Origin of the sequence: Streptococcus bovimastitidis (genome assembly GCF_001885095.1) — a bacterium.
GTDB lineage: Bacteria > Bacillota > Bacilli > Lactobacillales > Streptococcaceae > Streptococcus > Streptococcus bovimastitidis.
Genome location: NZ_LZDD01000001.1, coordinates 665,656 through 680,816, shown reverse-complemented (window position 1 = coordinate 680,816; position 15,161 = coordinate 665,656). Strand labels below are relative to the sequence as shown.

The following is a 15,161-nucleotide window of genomic DNA, read 5'->3' as shown; positions in this document are numbered from 1 at the left end:
GTCATGACAAAAGCCGATGTCATTTTTAAAGAAAATATCAAAAGAATTTTAGAAACTGGTGTTTTCAGTGAACAAGCTAGACCTAAATATAAAGATGGGCAAACCGCTAATTCTAAATATGTTACCGGAGCATTTGCAGAATACAATTTAGCAGAAGGCGATTTTCCAATTACAACCTTAAGACCAATTCCCATCAAATCAGCCATCAAAGAATTATTGTGGATTTATCAAGATCAATCCAATTCCTTAGATGTTTTAGAAGACAAATACAATGTTCATTATTGGAATGACTGGGAAGTTGGCAGTACCCGTACGATTGGCCAACGCTATGGCGCGGTTGTTAAAAAGCATGATATTATGAACAAAATCCTTAAGCAACTTGAGGAAAACCCATGGAATCGTCGGAATATCATTTCTTTATGGGATTACGAGGCATTTGAGGAAACAGAAGGTCTGCTCCCATGTGCTTTCCAGACCATGTTTGATGTCCGTCGAGTAGATGGTGATATCTATTTAGATGCAACTTTAGTTCAAAGATCCAATGATATGTTAGTAGCCCATCATATCAATGCCATGCAATATGTTGCTTTGCAAATGATGATTGCTAAACATTTTTCTTGGAAAGTTGGCAAATTCTTCTATTTTGTCAATAACCTTCATATCTATGACAATCAATTCCCTCAGGCTGAAGAACTTTTAAATCGTCAGGTTAGTGATTGTCAACCAAAACTCGTTTTGAATGTTCCAGACGGGACCAATTTCTTTGACATTAAGGCTGATGATTTTGAATTGCTTGATTACCAACCAGTCAAACCACAATTACGTTTTGATCTGGCAATCTAAAGGAAGCAACTTTTTGCAGATGTTTTTTCTCAGCAATATGTCTGAAAATTTGCTAGAATAGACTCAAAAGATTAAGGAATTAAAGACATGACAAAAGAAATAATTGCCATTTGGGCAGAAGATGAAAATGGAGTTATTGGTCTTGATGGGACCTTGCCATGGCGTCTTCCAAAAGAATTACAACATTTTAAAAAAACCACTTTACACCAAGCTATCCTTATGGGACGTGTGACTTTTGAGGGAATGAAAAGACGGCTCCTACCAGAACGTCAGACACTTGTATTAACCAGTGATGATCATTACCAAGTTGATGGTGTCCTTAGTGTGACTAGTGTTGAAAAAGCTCTAGAGTGGTACCATGCACAGGAAAAAAATCTCTATGTTATCGGTGGTGCCAAAGTATTAGAGGCTTTTGATGGTCATTTTAACCGCATTATCAAGACGGTTGTCCACCATGAATTTACTGGAGATACTTATGCTCCCCATATGGATTTGGATGGTTTTGTTGAAGAAAGTCAGGTTTTCTACGTAAGAGATGAGCAGAATCCCTATGATTTCACCGTTCATGTTCTGGTCAAAGCAGACAGTTAAGGAGAATCAACATGCAACGTAGTATATTTGGGGTATTTACGGCATTTTTGGGTGTCATTTGTTTTTTGTGTGCCATGGCGGCATTTAAGAAAGAACGCTATGGACTGGGCACCCTATTCCTATTAAATGTCCTTACGAACTTGGTTAATACCATTCACGCCTTTTATGGCACCCTATTTTAAAGAACGAAAAGAGAAAGTTTAAAAAATTATGGCAGGAAATCGAAGTACTGATGTCAAGATTCATTGTTCATTTTGTGGCAAGAGCCAAGATGAGGTCAAAAAAATAATTGCAGGAAATAATGTCTTCATTTGTAACGAATGTGTGGCATTATCGCAAGAAATCATCAAGGAAGAGTTAGCTGAAGAAATATTGGCTGATTTAACAGAAGTTCCAAAACCAAAAGAACTTTTGGAAACTCTTAACCAATATGTTGTAGGACAAGACCGTGCTAAACGAGCTTTGGCTGTTGCGGTGTACAATCACTACAAACGGGTTTCTTTCACTGAAAGTCGTGATGAGGAAGAAGTTGAATTACAAAAATCCAATATCTTAATGATTGGCCCAACTGGTTCAGGAAAAACTTTTCTTGCACAGACTTTAGCTAAGACCCTTAATGTGCCATTTGCCATTGCGGATGCGACTTCTTTAACTGAAGCAGGTTATGTCGGGGAAGATGTTGAGAACATCCTCTTGAAATTAATTCAGGCGGCTGATTACAATGTTGAACGTGCTGAACGTGGTATCATTTACGTGGATGAAATTGACAAGATTGCTAAGAAGAGTGAAAATGTCTCTATCACACGTGATGTTTCTGGTGAAGGGGTTCAACAAGCTCTCCTTAAAATCATTGAGGGTACGGTAGCATCAGTTCCACCTCAAGGTGGTCGTAAACACCCTAACCAAGAGATGATTCAGATTGATACGAAAAACATCTTGTTTATTGTTGGTGGTGCTTTTGATGGCATTGAAGAGATCGTTAAACAACGCTTGGGCGAAAAAATTATCGGTTTTGGCCAAAATAGTCGTAAAATTGATGACGATGCTTCCTACATGCAAGAAATTATTTCTGAGGATATCCAAACCTTTGGTTTAATCCCGGAATTCATTGGACGTTTGCCTGTTGTTGCGGCCTTGGAGCAACTGGACATTAATGATTTAGTGAAAATTTTGACAGAGCCGAAAAATGCCCTTGTCAAACAATACCAAGCGCTCTTGTCTTATGACGGTGTTGAATTGACTTTTGAACAAGATGCCTTGGATGCTATTGCTGAGAAAGCTATTGAACGGAAAACAGGTGCGCGTGGTCTTCGCTCAATTATTGAGGAAACCATGTTAGACGTTATGTTTGATATCCCTAGCCAAGAAGACGTTACCAAAGTTTTGATTACTAAAGATGCTGTGAGTGGTCAAGGCCAACCAGTTCTGGAAAGGGCATAAGGGTCTGTCATGTCAGAAGAACAAGTACTCAATACCCATAATGCAGACTTGCTGCTCAGTGCAGCCAATAAGTCGCATTACCCTCAAGATGAGATTCCAGAAATTGCCTTAGCTGGTCGCTCAAATGTTGGGAAATCAAGTTTTATTAACACCATTTTAGGTCGTAAAAACCTGGCGAGAACTTCCGCTAAACCCGGTAAAACGCAGTTGTTAAACTTCTTTAACATTGATGATAAACTTCGTTTTGTGGACGTTCCTGGTTACGGATATGCTAAAGTATCAAAAACAGAGCGGGCAAGATGGGGCAAAATGATTGAAGAATACCTGACAAGCCGTGAGAATTTGCGGGCAGTCGTTTCTTTAGTTGATTTACGCCACGAGCCATCAGCAGAAGACGTGCAAATGTATGACTTCCTAAAATACTATGAGATTCCAGTTATTGTTGTTGCTACCAAAGCGGATAAAATTCCTCGTGGTAAATGGAACAAGCATGAATCCATGGTCAAGAAAAAATTAAATTTTGATGCTAATGATCAGTTTATTATATTCTCTTCAGTTGATCGACAAGGTATTGATCAAGCCTGGGATAGCATTTTATCAATGGTTTAAAATACTTCTTAATGAAGTATTTTTTATTTTCTGTCATTTGCCAAAAACGGTCAATTCTTGACTGTGTTTGGAGAAAGTGTTACCATGCATTAAAGGAGAATTAAGAAATGTCAAAAAATTATATTGAATCGACCAATCAGAAAAAGTCAGGAAAAGGTTTAAAAATCTTTGGCCTCTTGTTACTTTTGATAATGTTGGCCGGTGCAGGGGCAGCATACTATAAATACCAAGAAGGTAACATCGATGGCACATGGCAAGCCAAATCTTTGCAGAGTGAAATCGATAAAAACTTTAATGCCGATATGAAGAAACTAGATAGCGAAATGGGTATTAAGACAGCAGATGCCATTTCCAAACCAGAAATTAAGATGGTGGTTAAAGATGGTAAGGTCCAAATGACTTATTACTTAAATGTTAATAGTCAATACCTTAGTCAAGAAATTTATAACTACTATAAAACGGAAATGAATAAAATTCTGAATGATTCAGAAGTCAATTTGGAAGAAGTGGCTCCAGATGTCAAAGATGAGTTGGAAAGCTCTATCACCAGTCAAGCTGACTTAAAGAATGAATTTGATGCTGAATTCACTAACACTGCTAATGAAATTGGAGGTACCTACAATAAGGACACTGGAATGATTGAAACAGAGGTTGCTTCTGGTAAAGTCAATCCATTCTTCAACCGTATCGAGATCACATCAATCAATCAAAAAGCTGGTTTCTTTAAAAAAGATAAGAGCGAGAAATACATTGACTATGTGAAGTCTGCAAAAGACTTGATTTTAAAAGGTGAAAAAGATAAAGTTACTTTCACAAAATAAAATGAAAACTCTCATCAATCAGATGAGAGTTTTTCTTATCGTTATAGCTTATTCCGTAATGATAATCTTACCATCATTAAGAACAGCTTTCAGCTTTTTGGCTTCTGGATGTTCTAAGTAATAGTCAGTAATCTTATCCCGTATTTCTTGTTCAATGACCCGTCTAAGAGGACGAACACCCATTTCTGGATCATAACCAAGACTCATTAATTGATCCTTGACCTCTTCATCGACTTCTAAGCTGATGACTTTTTTCTGGATGGTTTTATTAACTTCATCCAACATCAATTCGACAATTTCTTTAAGGTCTTCTTTTGCAAGGGCTTTAAACTCTATTAAAGCATTAAAGCGGTTGAGGAATTCGGGTCTGAAATAAGGTTTAAGTCTATCCATTAAGTCAATTTCTTTCTCACCTTCTTTGATTGGATAACCATAGCCGGCATTAGAAGTTGCAATAATGACGGTATTTTTGAAATCAATGGTGTTACCTTGACCATCGGTTAAGCGTCCGTCATCTAGTACTTGGAGAAGGAGTGTAATGACTTGTGGGTCGGCTTTTTCAATTTCATCCAAAAGAATAATAGCATAAGGGTTTCGGCGAATGCGTTCGGTCAATGTATTCTGGTTATCGTCGTAGCCGACATAACCAGCAGTTGTTCCAATTAATTTGGAAACGGCGGTACGGTCAGTGTATTCTGACATGTCTAAACGAATGATGGCCTCCTTGGAACCAAACATATCGAGCGCTAGCTGTTTGGCTAACTCGGTTTTACCAACGCCAGTCGGTCCTACGAATAAGAATGATCCAATAGGTCGATTGCCATCGTCGAAGCCGGCACGGTTTCGGCGGATGGCTCTAGCAACAGCAGTAACCGCTTGGTCTTGACCAATAACTTTTGCTTTCAAGCGTTGATCGATTTCTTTGAGGTGCTCGAGGTCACTAGCTCCCATCTTAGAGACTGGGATTCCAGTTAAGCGTTCTACTGATTCAGCCACATCATTGATATTGGCTGTGACTTTTTGGCCTTCTGTATGGTTAGCCATCTGTTTTTGCAATTCTTCAATTCGTGTTTTGGCCTTAAGGGCTGCTTCGAAGTCTTCTTTTTCGACAGCCTTTTCTTGTTTAGCTTTTTCTTTTTCAATTTCCTTTTCGAGGGATTGAAGATCAGTGACCGGGTGCTGTGCCGCTAAGTGAGCTGCAGTCATATCCAATAGGTCAATGGCTTTGTCTGGTAAGCTGCGCTGTGGAATGTATTGAATGGCATAATCCACGGCAGCTTTTAGAACAGAGTCAGGTAAAAGCACATTGTGGTGTTGCTCATATAAGTTTCGGATACCCAATAAAATGTGGAAGGTATCTTCAGCAGAAGGAGCATTTACTTTCACTTCATTGAAGCGGCGAGCCAAAGCAGCATTTTTGAGGATGGTATTACGGTATTCGTCTTGGGTTGTAGCACCGATGACGGTCATTTCACCACGAGACAAGGCTGGTTTTAAGATATCAGCTAAACCTTTAGAGCCTGAATCTCCTCCAGAAGAACCGGCACCTAAGATTTGATGAATTTCATCAAAGAATAGGATAATATTGCCAGATTCTTTAACTTCTTTAATTAAATTTTGAATATTTTCTTCAAAACTACCACGATACTGTGTTCCAGCTTCTAAGCCCGAGATATCGATGGAGATAATCTCTTTATCTTTAATAGCAGCAGGAACATCACCATTAATAATAGCTTGGGCTAAACCTTCAACAACAGCAGTTTTACCAACACCAGCATCTCCGACTAAAACAGGATTGTTCTTAGTCCGTCTTGCTAAAATTTCTGCCGTATCTTGAATTTCTTGGTTACGACCAATAACGGGGTCAAGTTGACCTTGACGGGCTTGTTCTGTTAAGTTTGTACCTAGTTTAGCTAAAATACCATCATTATTAATCGGATGAGTCGCAGTATTTTTTTCTGTACCCTCATGATTTGGGAGTTTACCAGTTTGACGATAGTAAGAAAACTCCTCAGGAGTCATTTCACGACCGTTGACTAAATAGCGTCGGTTTTCTGATTGAAAACCATTGACGTTTCCCATAAGTTGATTAAAAATGTCATCCATATTTCCAAAAGGATCTCTTCCATAATTGTTTGTCATAATCATTTACCTCATAGTTATTTTTTTTGAAGGGACAAGTCATTTAATCCTTACTAGAAGTTGAGAGGTTCTAACGGAATACTTGTCTTTAGGGCTTTCTAACCACCTTCTAAGAGTATTATATACTTTTGGTCAGTAAAGGTCAATAAAAAACTGACCTTTACTGACCTTTTTATTTTAAAAAACAAGTGAATATTTGTTGACAGATGGCAATAGATAGTGTATACTAAATAAGGTTTTGAAATAAAACTGACCTAAGACAGTAGGGGAGCCTAGCTCATAATATTCCTACCGAGGCACAAAACGATATTTAAAAATAACGTATTTGTACTTTCGTGTCTAGGTTTAGAGGCGATTTTTTTTGTTGTCTCTAGACAAAAAATAATTACGGAGGTAAAACTAATGAGTGAAGCAAATATTGCAAAAAAAGCTGAACTAGTTGACATTGTTGCTGAGAAAATGAAAAACGCTGCAAGTATCGTCGTTGTTGATTCTCGTGGTCTTACAGTTGATCAAGATACTGTACTACGTCGTTCACTACGCGAAAGTGGCGTTGAATTCAAAGTAATCAAAAATTCTATCTTGTCACGTGCTGCTGTCCAAGCAGGACTTGAAGGAATGGACGATGTTTTCGTAGGACCATCTGCAGTAGCATTCTCAAACGAAGATGTTATCGCACCTGCTAAAATTATCAACGAGTTTGCAAAAACTGCTGATGCGCTTGAAATCAAAGGTGGAACAATTGAAGGTTCTGTTTCTTCAAAAGAAGATATCATGGCCCTTGCTACATTGCCAAACCGCGAAGGTATGCTTTCTATGTTACTTTCAGTTCTTCAAGCACCAGTTCGCAACGTTGCATACGCTGTTAAAGCTGTTGCAGAAAACAAAGAAGACGCAGCTTAATGCGTCAACTCGTAACCTTGGTTACATACTATATTAAAACAATTATCTATTTGGAGGAAATTAAAAATGGCATTGAACATTGAAAACATTATTGCTGACATTAAAGAAGCTACAATCCTTGAGCTTAACGATCTTGTAAAAGCTATCGAAGAAGAATTTGGTGTAACTGCTGCTGCTCCTGTAGCTGCTGCAGCTGCTGGTGGTGCTGAAGAAGCTGCTAAAGATTCATTCGACGTAGAATTAACAGCTGCTGGCGACAAAAAAGTTGGCGTTATCAAAGCTGTACGTGAAATCACTGGACTTGGTCTTAAAGAAGCTAAAGGTCTTGTTGATGGAGCACCTGCTAACGTTAAAGAAGGCGTTTCTGCAGCAGAAGCTGAAGAACTTAAAGCTAAACTTGAAGAAGCTGGAGCTACAATTACTCTTAAATAATAGAGTTGATAAGCTAAACAAAAACTCACTACATTTTGTAGTGAGTTTTTTTGTTAAAAAAATAATCAAATGAGGTGATTATTGTTAATCTCTACTGTTCATGTCTTTTAGAGCATATTCGCAAGCTTGAATGACAAAACTTGAAAAACTGACATCTTTTTTGACAATTGCTTCTTCAATTTCTTGAATAAGTTGTAAAGGAAATCTTATAGTCTTGATTTCAGACTCTTTTTTGTCTGATTTTAAAGTAAAAGCCATAATTGTCCTCCTAAACCTATCCTAAGTGATAAACTCTATCATTGATATATTACATTATGTAGTACAAATTGTAATAATTGTGATAAAATAAGATTAAATTGAGAATTTTTGAATGTTAAAAAATCAAAAGAAGGATAGGTTAAGAATGACTAATCATAAGAAGTTATTATCCGTGATTGTCCCTTGTTACAATGAAGAAGAGACAGTTAAACTTTTTCTAGAAGAAACTATAAAATATGAGAATCATCTAGTTAATCAAGTAGATTTTGAATATATTTTTGTTAACGATGGATCAAAAGATAATACCTTAACAGTTTTAAAAGAAGTAAGTTCAGCAATAGAGAATGTTCATTATCTTTCTTTTTCAAGAAATTTTGGTAAGGAAAGTGCTTTGTTGGCAGGCTTGGAACATGCTCAAGGTGATTACATTACGGTTATGGATGCTGATTTGCAAGATCCACCAGAATTATTAGTTAACATGTATGAAAAAATTCAAGAAGGTTATGATATTGTTGGGACACGTCGTAAAGACAGAGAGGGAGAACCACCAATTAGGACTTTCTTTGCAAAGATCTTCTATAAAATTATCAATTCTGTTTCAGATACTAAAATTGTCGATGGTGCCAGAGACTTTCGACTAATGACAAGACAAGTCGTTGATAGCATTCTAGAAATGGGTGAAGTAAACCGCTTCTCTAAGGGAATTTTTGCTTGGGTTGGCTATGATACTTACTATATCTCATTTGAAAATAGAGAACGTGTTGCGGGTAAAACCTCCTGGAATTTTTGGCAACTCGTTAAATATTCAATGGAAGGCTTTATCAATTTTTCTGAAGCCCTATTAAGTATTGCAACATATAGCGGTATTCTTTCTTTTATCGCTTCAATTATAGGAATTATTTTTGTAATAATACGTAAACTAACCATTGGTGGCAGTGTTAATGGTTGGGCTAGTATGATTGTCGTTATTCTTTTCATTGGTGGACTCCAATTACTATGCCTGGGAATTTTAGGAAAATACGTTGCAAAAATCTTTTTAGAAACAAAGAAAAGACCAGTTTATATTGTTAAGGAGACTGATCTTTATGGTAAATAATATTTTAAAAAGCAAATTTAAAAGATATTTATTATTTTTTATCTTGGCTTTGATACCTATGGTACCATTTCTAGTATTTCAAAGATTTCATATGGACTGGGACTCTTGGTTCCATTTTTCTCGTATTTATGAACTTTCTAAAAACATAAAATATGGTAAGATAATTCCGGATGTTTCATATTATTCATTTAATCATCAAGGATATGCAGTAAATTTCTTTTATCCGTACTTTGTTAATTATCCAATTGCTATACTTTTAATTTTCATTAATAAACCAGTATTAACAGTAATTATATTTAATGTATTTTTTCACTTTTTAGGATTAAATCTATCCTTTAATTCTTATTTCAAACTAAAACATAATCCAAAAACAGCATTATTGTTTTCAATAATTTACATTTTTGGCTATTCGACATTTAATGTCAGAATGTTAAATATGGGAACATATAATCAACAAATAGCATATTTATTTTTACCACTAGCAATCATTGGTATCTACCAACTAATGTTTGAGGACTTCAAGAATTGGCAATTTGAAGTTACTTTCAGTATAATATTAATCACTTTAACTCATCTTTTAACAACATACTTGTTAGTTATTTATACATTAGTTTTATTTATTTCTTTATTGCTATTAGATAGAATGAAAATTACTCTATCAAGAATTAACTCGTGGCTTTTGTCAGGGATTAGTATTATTGGAGGAACTTTAATTTTTATTGTTCCCTTAATTGAACAAAAGAAATCAAATGACTGGTTAAAAGTGCCAGCAATGAATCTTGGAACTGAAGGAATAATTGCTAACAGTGTAAGTAAGGTAACTTGGTTAGAAAGAATAAATAGTGCTTTAACTTTCCAAGATATTGTCATTTTAATTTTATTTTTCTCATTACTTTTAGCTGCAACATATAAGTTGTTTAATAAAGAAACAAATATATTAATCGGAGCAATCTTTATAGTAAGCATCATTCAAAGTAATTTGATTCCATATTTTTATCTACAAAAAATTGCTTTCATAGATATGATTCAAACTTTAAATCGATTTGACATGTTTTTTTATTTCTTTATTGCTCTATTAATTGTCATAATTGTAGAAAATTATTACCAAATTTTTGAAATTAATAACAAAACAATATTATACGGAGCAATAGTACTCTATGTATTATTTAATTGTCAAAGTTTCGATAAGCAAAATGATATTTTTACTGGTGAAATTTCTGAATTTGATAAAGTAAGTTACTTTGCTACAAATGAAAATATTTATAAAGGATTGGCAAATAGTAATTTTGGTTATTTTAGTGCTGACGCAGGTAAAGGTTTTTATCGAATAAATGGTTTTATGGACTATCGGACAAATCAACAAATTAAGAGAATTCCACGAGAAGATGGTAAGTATGATATAGATAGCGGTAGTTATAAAATTGAGAATGGAAACTCATTTGCTCCGATCATTAATTTTCCGAAATCATATAAAGTCTCAACTAATGATTTGATTGAAAACGCAGTTTACTTTGACGGTCAACGCGAATTCAAAAAATTCAATCAGGATAAATTCACTTTTACTATTAAAGATATTCCTAAAGGAACAAAAGTAGTTAGGTCACCAATTACCTATTTAAAAGGTTTTGTTGCTAAAAATAGTGATGGTGCCATTCTACACAGTTATAAGGATAAAGACGGATGGTTAGCTATTGAAAAACCTGACACTAAGAAAATTTTTATCACTTATCATAAGACAATTGCTCATAAGTTAGCTATTGGTATTTCTCTAATAACTTGGATTCTTTTACCAATAATAGCTGTATTCAAAAGTAAATCTGATAAACGTAAATTAATAATCAGTTAGGTCTAATTATCAATTCATTTCATTCTTAAGTTTTTCCCAACCCTACTTCCAACTCCTCTAACAAGCTATTCAAGTAATTTCCTCTCATTTATGTTAAAATAGGCTTAATTTGAGAAATTGATTTGCATGTTAGAGAAAGGCAATTATGCTGAAAGAAAAAGAGCTCTTATCGATTGTTGTTCCTTGTTTTAACGAGGAAGAAGCGGTCACTTTGTTTTTACATGAAACCCAAAAGTATGAAAAAGAACTTGCGGAAAAGGTGGATTTTGAATACCTCTTTGTTGATGATGGGTCCAAAGATCAGACTTTGGCGGTCTTAAAAGACCTGTCCAAGCAGTTTGCTAATGTTCATTATTTGGCGCTGTCGCGCAATTTTGGCAAGGAAAGTGCGCTTTTAGCTGGCTTAGAACATGCTCAAGGTGATTACATTACGGTTATGGACGCTGATTTACAGGATCCACCAGCATTACTGGTGCAAATGTATGAAAAAATTCAAGAGGGATTCGACATTGTCGGTACACGACGCAAAAACCGTGATGGAGAGCCTCCTATTCGGACCTTTTTCTCCAATCTTTTTTATAAAATAATTAATGCAGTTTCAACGACAAAGATTGTTGATGGTGCTCGTGACTATCGCTTGATGACCAGACAAGTTCTGGATAGTGTTTTAGAAATGGGTGAGGTCAATCGTTTTAGTAAGGGGATTTTTTCTTGGGTAGGTTACAAGACCTATTACATTTCTTTTGAAAATAGAGAACGTGTTGCTGGACAAACTTCTTGGAATTTCTGGCAATTGGTTTCTTACTCAATGGATAGCTTTATTAACTTCTCAGAAGCTTTACTAAGCCTTGCTACTTATAGTGGCCTCTTGTCCTTTATTGCTTCTATCATTGGTATTCTATTTGTCGTTATCCGAAAGCTAACAGTTGGTGGTAGTGTCAATGGTTGGGCCAGTATAATTGTGGTTATTCTATTCATTGGTGGACTCCAATTACTTTGCCTTGGAATTTTAGGTAAATATGTGGCTAAAATCTTTTTGGAAACAAAAAAACGTCCTATTTACATCTTAAAGGAACGTGGCTAATAGTATTTAAACCGAGTCCCTAAGAATTCTTTTAGAAAGAAAATCTATGAACATTAACCTAAAAAAACTAATGAAGAGCGAAGTGGTCATGTATCTGATTTTTGGGGTACTGACTACAGTAGTCTATATTATTTCACGCCTAATTATTTTCCACTTTAAAGCTGATGCTACATTTGCTGCCGGTTTGGCTAATATCATAGCTATTCTTTTTGCCTTCGTCACTAATGATACTTTGGTCTTTAAGCAAGAGCGCAAGGGTTACCTTAACCGTTTAATTAAATTTATCATTGCTAGGTTAGTAACACTTGTCCTAGATGTTCTCCTGGCATTTATCTTTGTGGATGCCTTTCCGCAAATTATTGGTCAGTTTGTTCATCAAAACCAGAGTTTAATCAATTCGATTGAAACAGTTTTTGGTCAAGTATTAGTCATTGTATTAAATTATTTCCTCAGTAAATTATTTGTTTTTAATAATAAGAAATCTTAATTTCCTGATTATTCATGATGGACTTTACAGTAAATTTGTAAAATTTATAATTGGTTTTCACATTGATTTTACAAAATTACAATGAAACCCTCCATAACAATATGGAGGGCTTTATTTTCTTATTGGCAGAGTTGACGAACTTTCTCGTCTTTAATTTGGACGCCTTCTTTTTCTAGGCGAGCAATAGTATCCGCAAATTGAGGAAGATGTTTTTTATGAGCAAGTAGAAGTTCATTGAGGACATTTTTTGCTCGCTCACCACTTGGAATTAATGGATTAATGATGAAGGCTTGTAAGGCTGTACCATAGTTGCCTGTTACAGCAGCTTCAATGGTTAAGAGTTCCATGGCTTTCATGACATGAAGCCAGCCACGCTCAGCGGTTGGTAAATGACCGAAGGCTACTGCACGAGCACCTGCAGCGCCAACATTAGCAGTTACTTCAACAGCACAATCAGTTGGTAAATCTGGGACTGCTCCATTGTTCCGAGTTGAGACAACTAATTCTGTATTTTTATTGCTATAAATGGAAGCAATTGTTTCACAGGCAGCATCAGAATAGTGGGCTCCACCACGTTCTTCTAATTCCTTGGGTTTGTAATTGAGTTCAGGGTTTCGATAAAGATCAAAAAGACTCTTTTCAAGTGTGTATACTTGTTCGGCCCTTGTTCCGATTGTCTTGTATTCTTCAAGGCCATGCGCTAGCATTTCATCAAAACGGTAATAGTAGTTATGGTAACCGCAAGGGAGCATTTTCATTGCTTCTAATTGTTCTTTGAAGAAAGGAATATCAAAGATGTTTTTTGGAAGTGTGGTGTTCTCATCGTAAAGGCGGTTGATGACTTCCATTGTTAAGTCATTGCCTTTTTTGTCAGCAACTTTATGCCAGTGAAAGTGGTTAATACCGGCAAATTTATAAATCAGCTCATCTTCAGAAGTCTCAAGTAAGGCAGCTTCGCCCATTCTAAGCATTACTGGTAAATTACATAGTCCAATGACCTTTTCCCACTTACCATAGCGCAAGACAGCCTCAGTTACCATTCCAGCTGGGTTAGCAAAGTTGATGAGCCAGGCGTTTGGACATAAGCGTTTCATATCTTCTACGATTTCTAAAATGATTGGGATCGTTCTAAAGGCTTTAAAGATTCCTCCAGGGCCATTAGTCTCTTGTCCTAAAATCCCATAGGAGAAGGGAATCCGTTCATCTTTGATACGGGCATTGAGTTGGCCTACCCGAAATTGAGTAGTGACGAAGTCAGCATCTTTTAGGGCTTCTTCGCGGTCTAAGGTCAGGTGCACTTTAACATCATATGGACTCGCATCCCACATGCGCTGTGCCATTGCTCCTACAATTTCTTGTTTTTCTTTTCCTTCTTCAACATCGACTAACCAGATTTCTGTAATCGGTAATTCATCATAACGTTTGATGAATCCCTCCATCAATTCTGGTGTATAGCTACTGCCTCCGCCAATTGTTGCAATTTTAACCATGAGCTTGCTCCTTTGTAAGTGTTTTCTTTATACTTCATACTTCGAGTATATGCCAAAGAAATAATTATGCAAGGTATGTGGTGGATTCTGTAAGGCATTTTACAAATATTTTCAAATATCAAGTGAATTTTGTAAAATATTTTGTTAAACTGGCTTTAATAGAAATTGAGAGGAGTCATCGATGCTGATTAAAGAAGAAATGGAAAGTTTGACCTTTTCCCCCGCGGAATCAGTGACAGTCGCTTTTTTATTGGAGAATGCTGATCAATTGGAAAATATGAGTATCCAAGCGGTAGCTAAAGCGACTTATACGCAGGCCTCTAGCATTGTTAGAATTGCCAAAAAACTTGGTTTTAAGGGCTGGGTAGATTTTAAAAAAGCCTATTTATCAGAACATGCCTATTTAAGTCGACATTTTACAAAAGTAGATTCGAATATTCCCTTTGAAGCTGGCGATTCGCCCTTATTAATTGCCTCTAAAATCGCACATTTAGAGAAAGCGACAATCGAAGATTTATTGAGTCTTTTACAACAGGACCATTTGCAAGAAGCGCAAAGTCTTTTAGCCAATGCAGAGGTCATCTATATTTTCGGTCAAAGTGCCAATTTACTAATTGCTCAGGATTTTGCTTTAAAATTACGTCGACTAGGTCGTCTTGCCCATGTGGTTTCCCTTTTAGGAGAAGAGAGGTATGAAGCCCACAATATGCCAAGGGGAGCCCTTGCCTTATTGCTATCGACTTCAGGTGAGACTCAACCTGTTTTAGATGTTGCCAAAATTGCCCGTATTAAAAAAGTTAAGACCATTGCTATCACATCCATTGGTAATAACCGTTTGTCAAAACAAGTAGACCTCTTTTTGCCAATAACAACGCGTGAAAAACTCTATTCTAAAATCGGCAACTTTAGCAGCAATATTGCCATCCATGTCCTCTTGGATATCCTTTATTCTTTGGTCTTTTCTAGCTCCTATGATCAGAATCTCCAACATATCAAAGAAACAGGGCAAAAAATTGACCTGCGAAATTCAGCCACCTTATTGATGGAAGAAGATTAAGAAAAAGTATTTAAGTCACTTAAAAATTTATGATTCAATTAATAGTATTTCCATTACTCAAA

General features: G+C 36.0%; 16 protein-coding genes and 1 other annotated feature. Of the genes, 13 read left to right on the top strand and 3 right to left on the bottom strand.

Features of this window, described 5'->3' with window-relative positions:
• Nucleotides 1-3: 3 nt before the first annotated feature.
• The 6 genes from A9Q68_RS03300 (at nt 4) to A9Q68_RS03280 (ending at nt 4,304) form a co-directional block, all read left to right on the top strand.
• Nucleotides 4-843 carry a thymidylate synthase gene (locus A9Q68_RS03300; protein ID WP_071793265.1) on the top strand — a complete coding sequence of 280 codons (840 nt, stop codon included), beginning with the start codon at nt 4-6 and terminating at the stop codon, nt 841-843.
• An 87-nt stretch (nt 844-930) separates the two neighbouring features.
• Complete coding sequence (locus tag A9Q68_RS03295; protein WP_071793264.1) at nt 931-1,434, top strand: dihydrofolate reductase; 504 nt, start codon at nt 931-933, stop codon at nt 1,432-1,434.
• A gap of 11 nt (nt 1,435-1,445) precedes the next feature.
• Nucleotides 1,446-1,616: a hypothetical protein gene (locus A9Q68_RS10660; protein WP_102777076.1), complete on the top strand. Its 171-nt coding sequence runs from the start codon at nt 1,446-1,448 to the stop codon at nt 1,614-1,616.
• A gap of 28 nt (nt 1,617-1,644) precedes the next feature.
• On the top strand, nt 1,645-2,874 hold the full coding sequence (gene clpX, locus A9Q68_RS03290; protein ID WP_071793263.1) for an ATP-dependent Clp protease ATP-binding subunit ClpX: 1,230 nt from the start codon (nt 1,645-1,647) through the stop codon (nt 2,872-2,874).
• A gap of 9 nt (nt 2,875-2,883) precedes the next feature.
• The gene (gene yihA / locus A9Q68_RS03285) at nt 2,884-3,483 is read left to right on the top strand and encodes a ribosome biogenesis GTP-binding protein YihA/YsxC (RefSeq protein WP_071793262.1); all 600 of its coding nucleotides are present in this window, start codon (nt 2,884-2,886) and stop codon (nt 3,481-3,483) included.
• 107 nt (nt 3,484-3,590) lie between these two features.
• The gene (locus A9Q68_RS03280) at nt 3,591-4,304 is read left to right on the top strand and encodes a hypothetical protein (protein ID WP_071793261.1); all 714 of its coding nucleotides are present in this window, start codon (nt 3,591-3,593) and stop codon (nt 4,302-4,304) included.
• Between the two features lie 48 nt (nt 4,305-4,352).
• Here A9Q68_RS03280 and A9Q68_RS03275 read toward each other — a convergent pair whose 3' ends face one another.
• Nucleotides 4,353-6,446, bottom strand: coding sequence for an AAA family ATPase (locus A9Q68_RS03275; RefSeq protein WP_071793719.1), 2,094 nt, complete (start codon nt 6,444-6,446; stop codon nt 4,353-4,355).
• Between the two features lie 235 nt (nt 6,447-6,681).
• Nucleotides 6,682-6,816, top strand: a sequence feature (ribosomal protein L10 leader region).
• Nucleotides 6,817-6,848: 32 nt separating this feature from the next.
• On the opposite strand from A9Q68_RS03275, the gene rplJ reads away from it, so the two are divergent.
• Nucleotides 6,849-7,349 carry a 50S ribosomal protein L10 gene (rplJ, locus tag A9Q68_RS03270; RefSeq protein WP_071793260.1) on the top strand — a complete coding sequence of 167 codons (501 nt, stop codon included), beginning with the start codon at nt 6,849-6,851 and terminating at the stop codon, nt 7,347-7,349.
• A 66-nt stretch (nt 7,350-7,415) separates the two neighbouring features.
• Complete coding sequence (rplL, locus tag A9Q68_RS03265; RefSeq protein WP_071793259.1) at nt 7,416-7,781, top strand: 50S ribosomal protein L7/L12; 366 nt, start codon at nt 7,416-7,418, stop codon at nt 7,779-7,781.
• 84 nt (nt 7,782-7,865) lie between these two features.
• Here rplL and A9Q68_RS10655 read toward each other — a convergent pair whose 3' ends face one another.
• Entirely contained in the window at nt 7,866-8,039 is a 174-nt protein-coding gene (locus A9Q68_RS10655) for a YlcI/YnfO family protein (RefSeq protein WP_106403994.1), read from the bottom strand.
• Between the two features lie 145 nt (nt 8,040-8,184).
• Here A9Q68_RS10655 and A9Q68_RS03260 point away from each other — a divergent pair, with 145 nt between their 5' ends.
• From A9Q68_RS03260 to A9Q68_RS03245, 4 genes are all read left to right on the top strand, one after another.
• Entirely contained in the window at nt 8,185-9,135 is a 951-nt protein-coding gene (locus A9Q68_RS03260) for a glycosyltransferase family 2 protein (RefSeq protein ID WP_071793258.1), read from the top strand.
• Nucleotides 9,125-10,981: a hypothetical protein gene (locus A9Q68_RS03255; RefSeq protein ID WP_071793257.1), complete on the top strand. Its 1,857-nt coding sequence runs from the start codon at nt 9,125-9,127 to the stop codon at nt 10,979-10,981. Before A9Q68_RS03260 ends, A9Q68_RS03255 begins: the two co-directional genes overlap by 11 nt.
• A 145-nt stretch (nt 10,982-11,126) precedes the next feature.
• Nucleotides 11,127-12,065 (top strand): glycosyltransferase family 2 protein, encoded by a 939-nt coding sequence (locus A9Q68_RS03250; protein WP_071793256.1) that lies wholly within the window; start codon nt 11,127-11,129, stop codon nt 12,063-12,065.
• Nucleotides 12,066-12,111: 46 nt separating this feature from the next.
• On the top strand, nt 12,112-12,552 hold the full coding sequence (locus A9Q68_RS03245) for a GtrA family protein (protein ID WP_071793255.1): 441 nt from the start codon (nt 12,112-12,114) through the stop codon (nt 12,550-12,552).
• A 119-nt stretch (nt 12,553-12,671) separates the two neighbouring features.
• Here the strand turns inward: A9Q68_RS03245 and A9Q68_RS03240 are convergent, their stop codons facing one another.
• Nucleotides 12,672-14,042: a 6-phospho-beta-glucosidase gene (locus A9Q68_RS03240; RefSeq protein ID WP_071793254.1), complete on the bottom strand. Its 1,371-nt coding sequence runs from the start codon at nt 14,040-14,042 to the stop codon at nt 12,672-12,674.
• 181 nt (nt 14,043-14,223) lie between these two features.
• Here A9Q68_RS03240 and A9Q68_RS03235 point away from each other — a divergent pair, with 181 nt between their 5' ends.
• Nucleotides 14,224-15,099, top strand: coding sequence for a MurR/RpiR family transcriptional regulator (locus A9Q68_RS03235; protein ID WP_071793253.1), 876 nt, complete (start codon nt 14,224-14,226; stop codon nt 15,097-15,099).
• Nucleotides 15,100-15,161: the final 62 nt, after the last annotated feature.

Bases quoted from the DNA above. Each gene is read 5' to 3' on its own strand.
- A9Q68_RS03300 (WP_071793265.1), top strand. From the start codon at position 4: ATGACAAAAGCCGATGTCATTTTTAAAGAAAATATCAAAAGAATTTTA.
- A9Q68_RS03295 (WP_071793264.1), top strand. From the start codon at position 931: ATGACAAAAGAAATAATTGCCATTTGGGCAGAAGATGAAAATGGAGTT.
- A9Q68_RS10660 (WP_102777076.1), top strand. From the start codon at position 1,446: ATGCAACGTAGTATATTTGGGGTATTTACGGCATTTTTGGGTGTCATT.
- clpX (WP_071793263.1), top strand. From the start codon at position 1,645: ATGGCAGGAAATCGAAGTACTGATGTCAAGATTCATTGTTCATTTTGT.
- yihA (WP_071793262.1), top strand. From the start codon at position 2,884: ATGTCAGAAGAACAAGTACTCAATACCCATAATGCAGACTTGCTGCTC.
- A9Q68_RS03280 (WP_071793261.1), top strand. From the start codon at position 3,591: ATGTCAAAAAATTATATTGAATCGACCAATCAGAAAAAGTCAGGAAAA.
- A9Q68_RS03275 (WP_071793719.1), bottom strand. From the start codon at position 6,446: ATGACAAACAATTATGGAAGAGATCCTTTTGGAAATATGGATGACATT.
- rplJ (WP_071793260.1), top strand. From the start codon at position 6,849: ATGAGTGAAGCAAATATTGCAAAAAAAGCTGAACTAGTTGACATTGTT.
- rplL (WP_071793259.1), top strand. From the start codon at position 7,416: ATGGCATTGAACATTGAAAACATTATTGCTGACATTAAAGAAGCTACA.
- A9Q68_RS10655 (WP_106403994.1), bottom strand. From the start codon at position 8,039: ATGGCTTTTACTTTAAAATCAGACAAAAAAGAGTCTGAAATCAAGACT.
- A9Q68_RS03260 (WP_071793258.1), top strand. From the start codon at position 8,185: ATGACTAATCATAAGAAGTTATTATCCGTGATTGTCCCTTGTTACAAT.
- A9Q68_RS03255 (WP_071793257.1), top strand. From the start codon at position 9,125: ATGGTAAATAATATTTTAAAAAGCAAATTTAAAAGATATTTATTATTT.
- A9Q68_RS03250 (WP_071793256.1), top strand. From the start codon at position 11,127: ATGCTGAAAGAAAAAGAGCTCTTATCGATTGTTGTTCCTTGTTTTAAC.
- A9Q68_RS03245 (WP_071793255.1), top strand. From the start codon at position 12,112: ATGAACATTAACCTAAAAAAACTAATGAAGAGCGAAGTGGTCATGTAT.
- A9Q68_RS03240 (WP_071793254.1), bottom strand. From the start codon at position 14,042: ATGGTTAAAATTGCAACAATTGGCGGAGGCAGTAGCTATACACCAGAA.
- A9Q68_RS03235 (WP_071793253.1), top strand. From the start codon at position 14,224: ATGCTGATTAAAGAAGAAATGGAAAGTTTGACCTTTTCCCCCGCGGAA.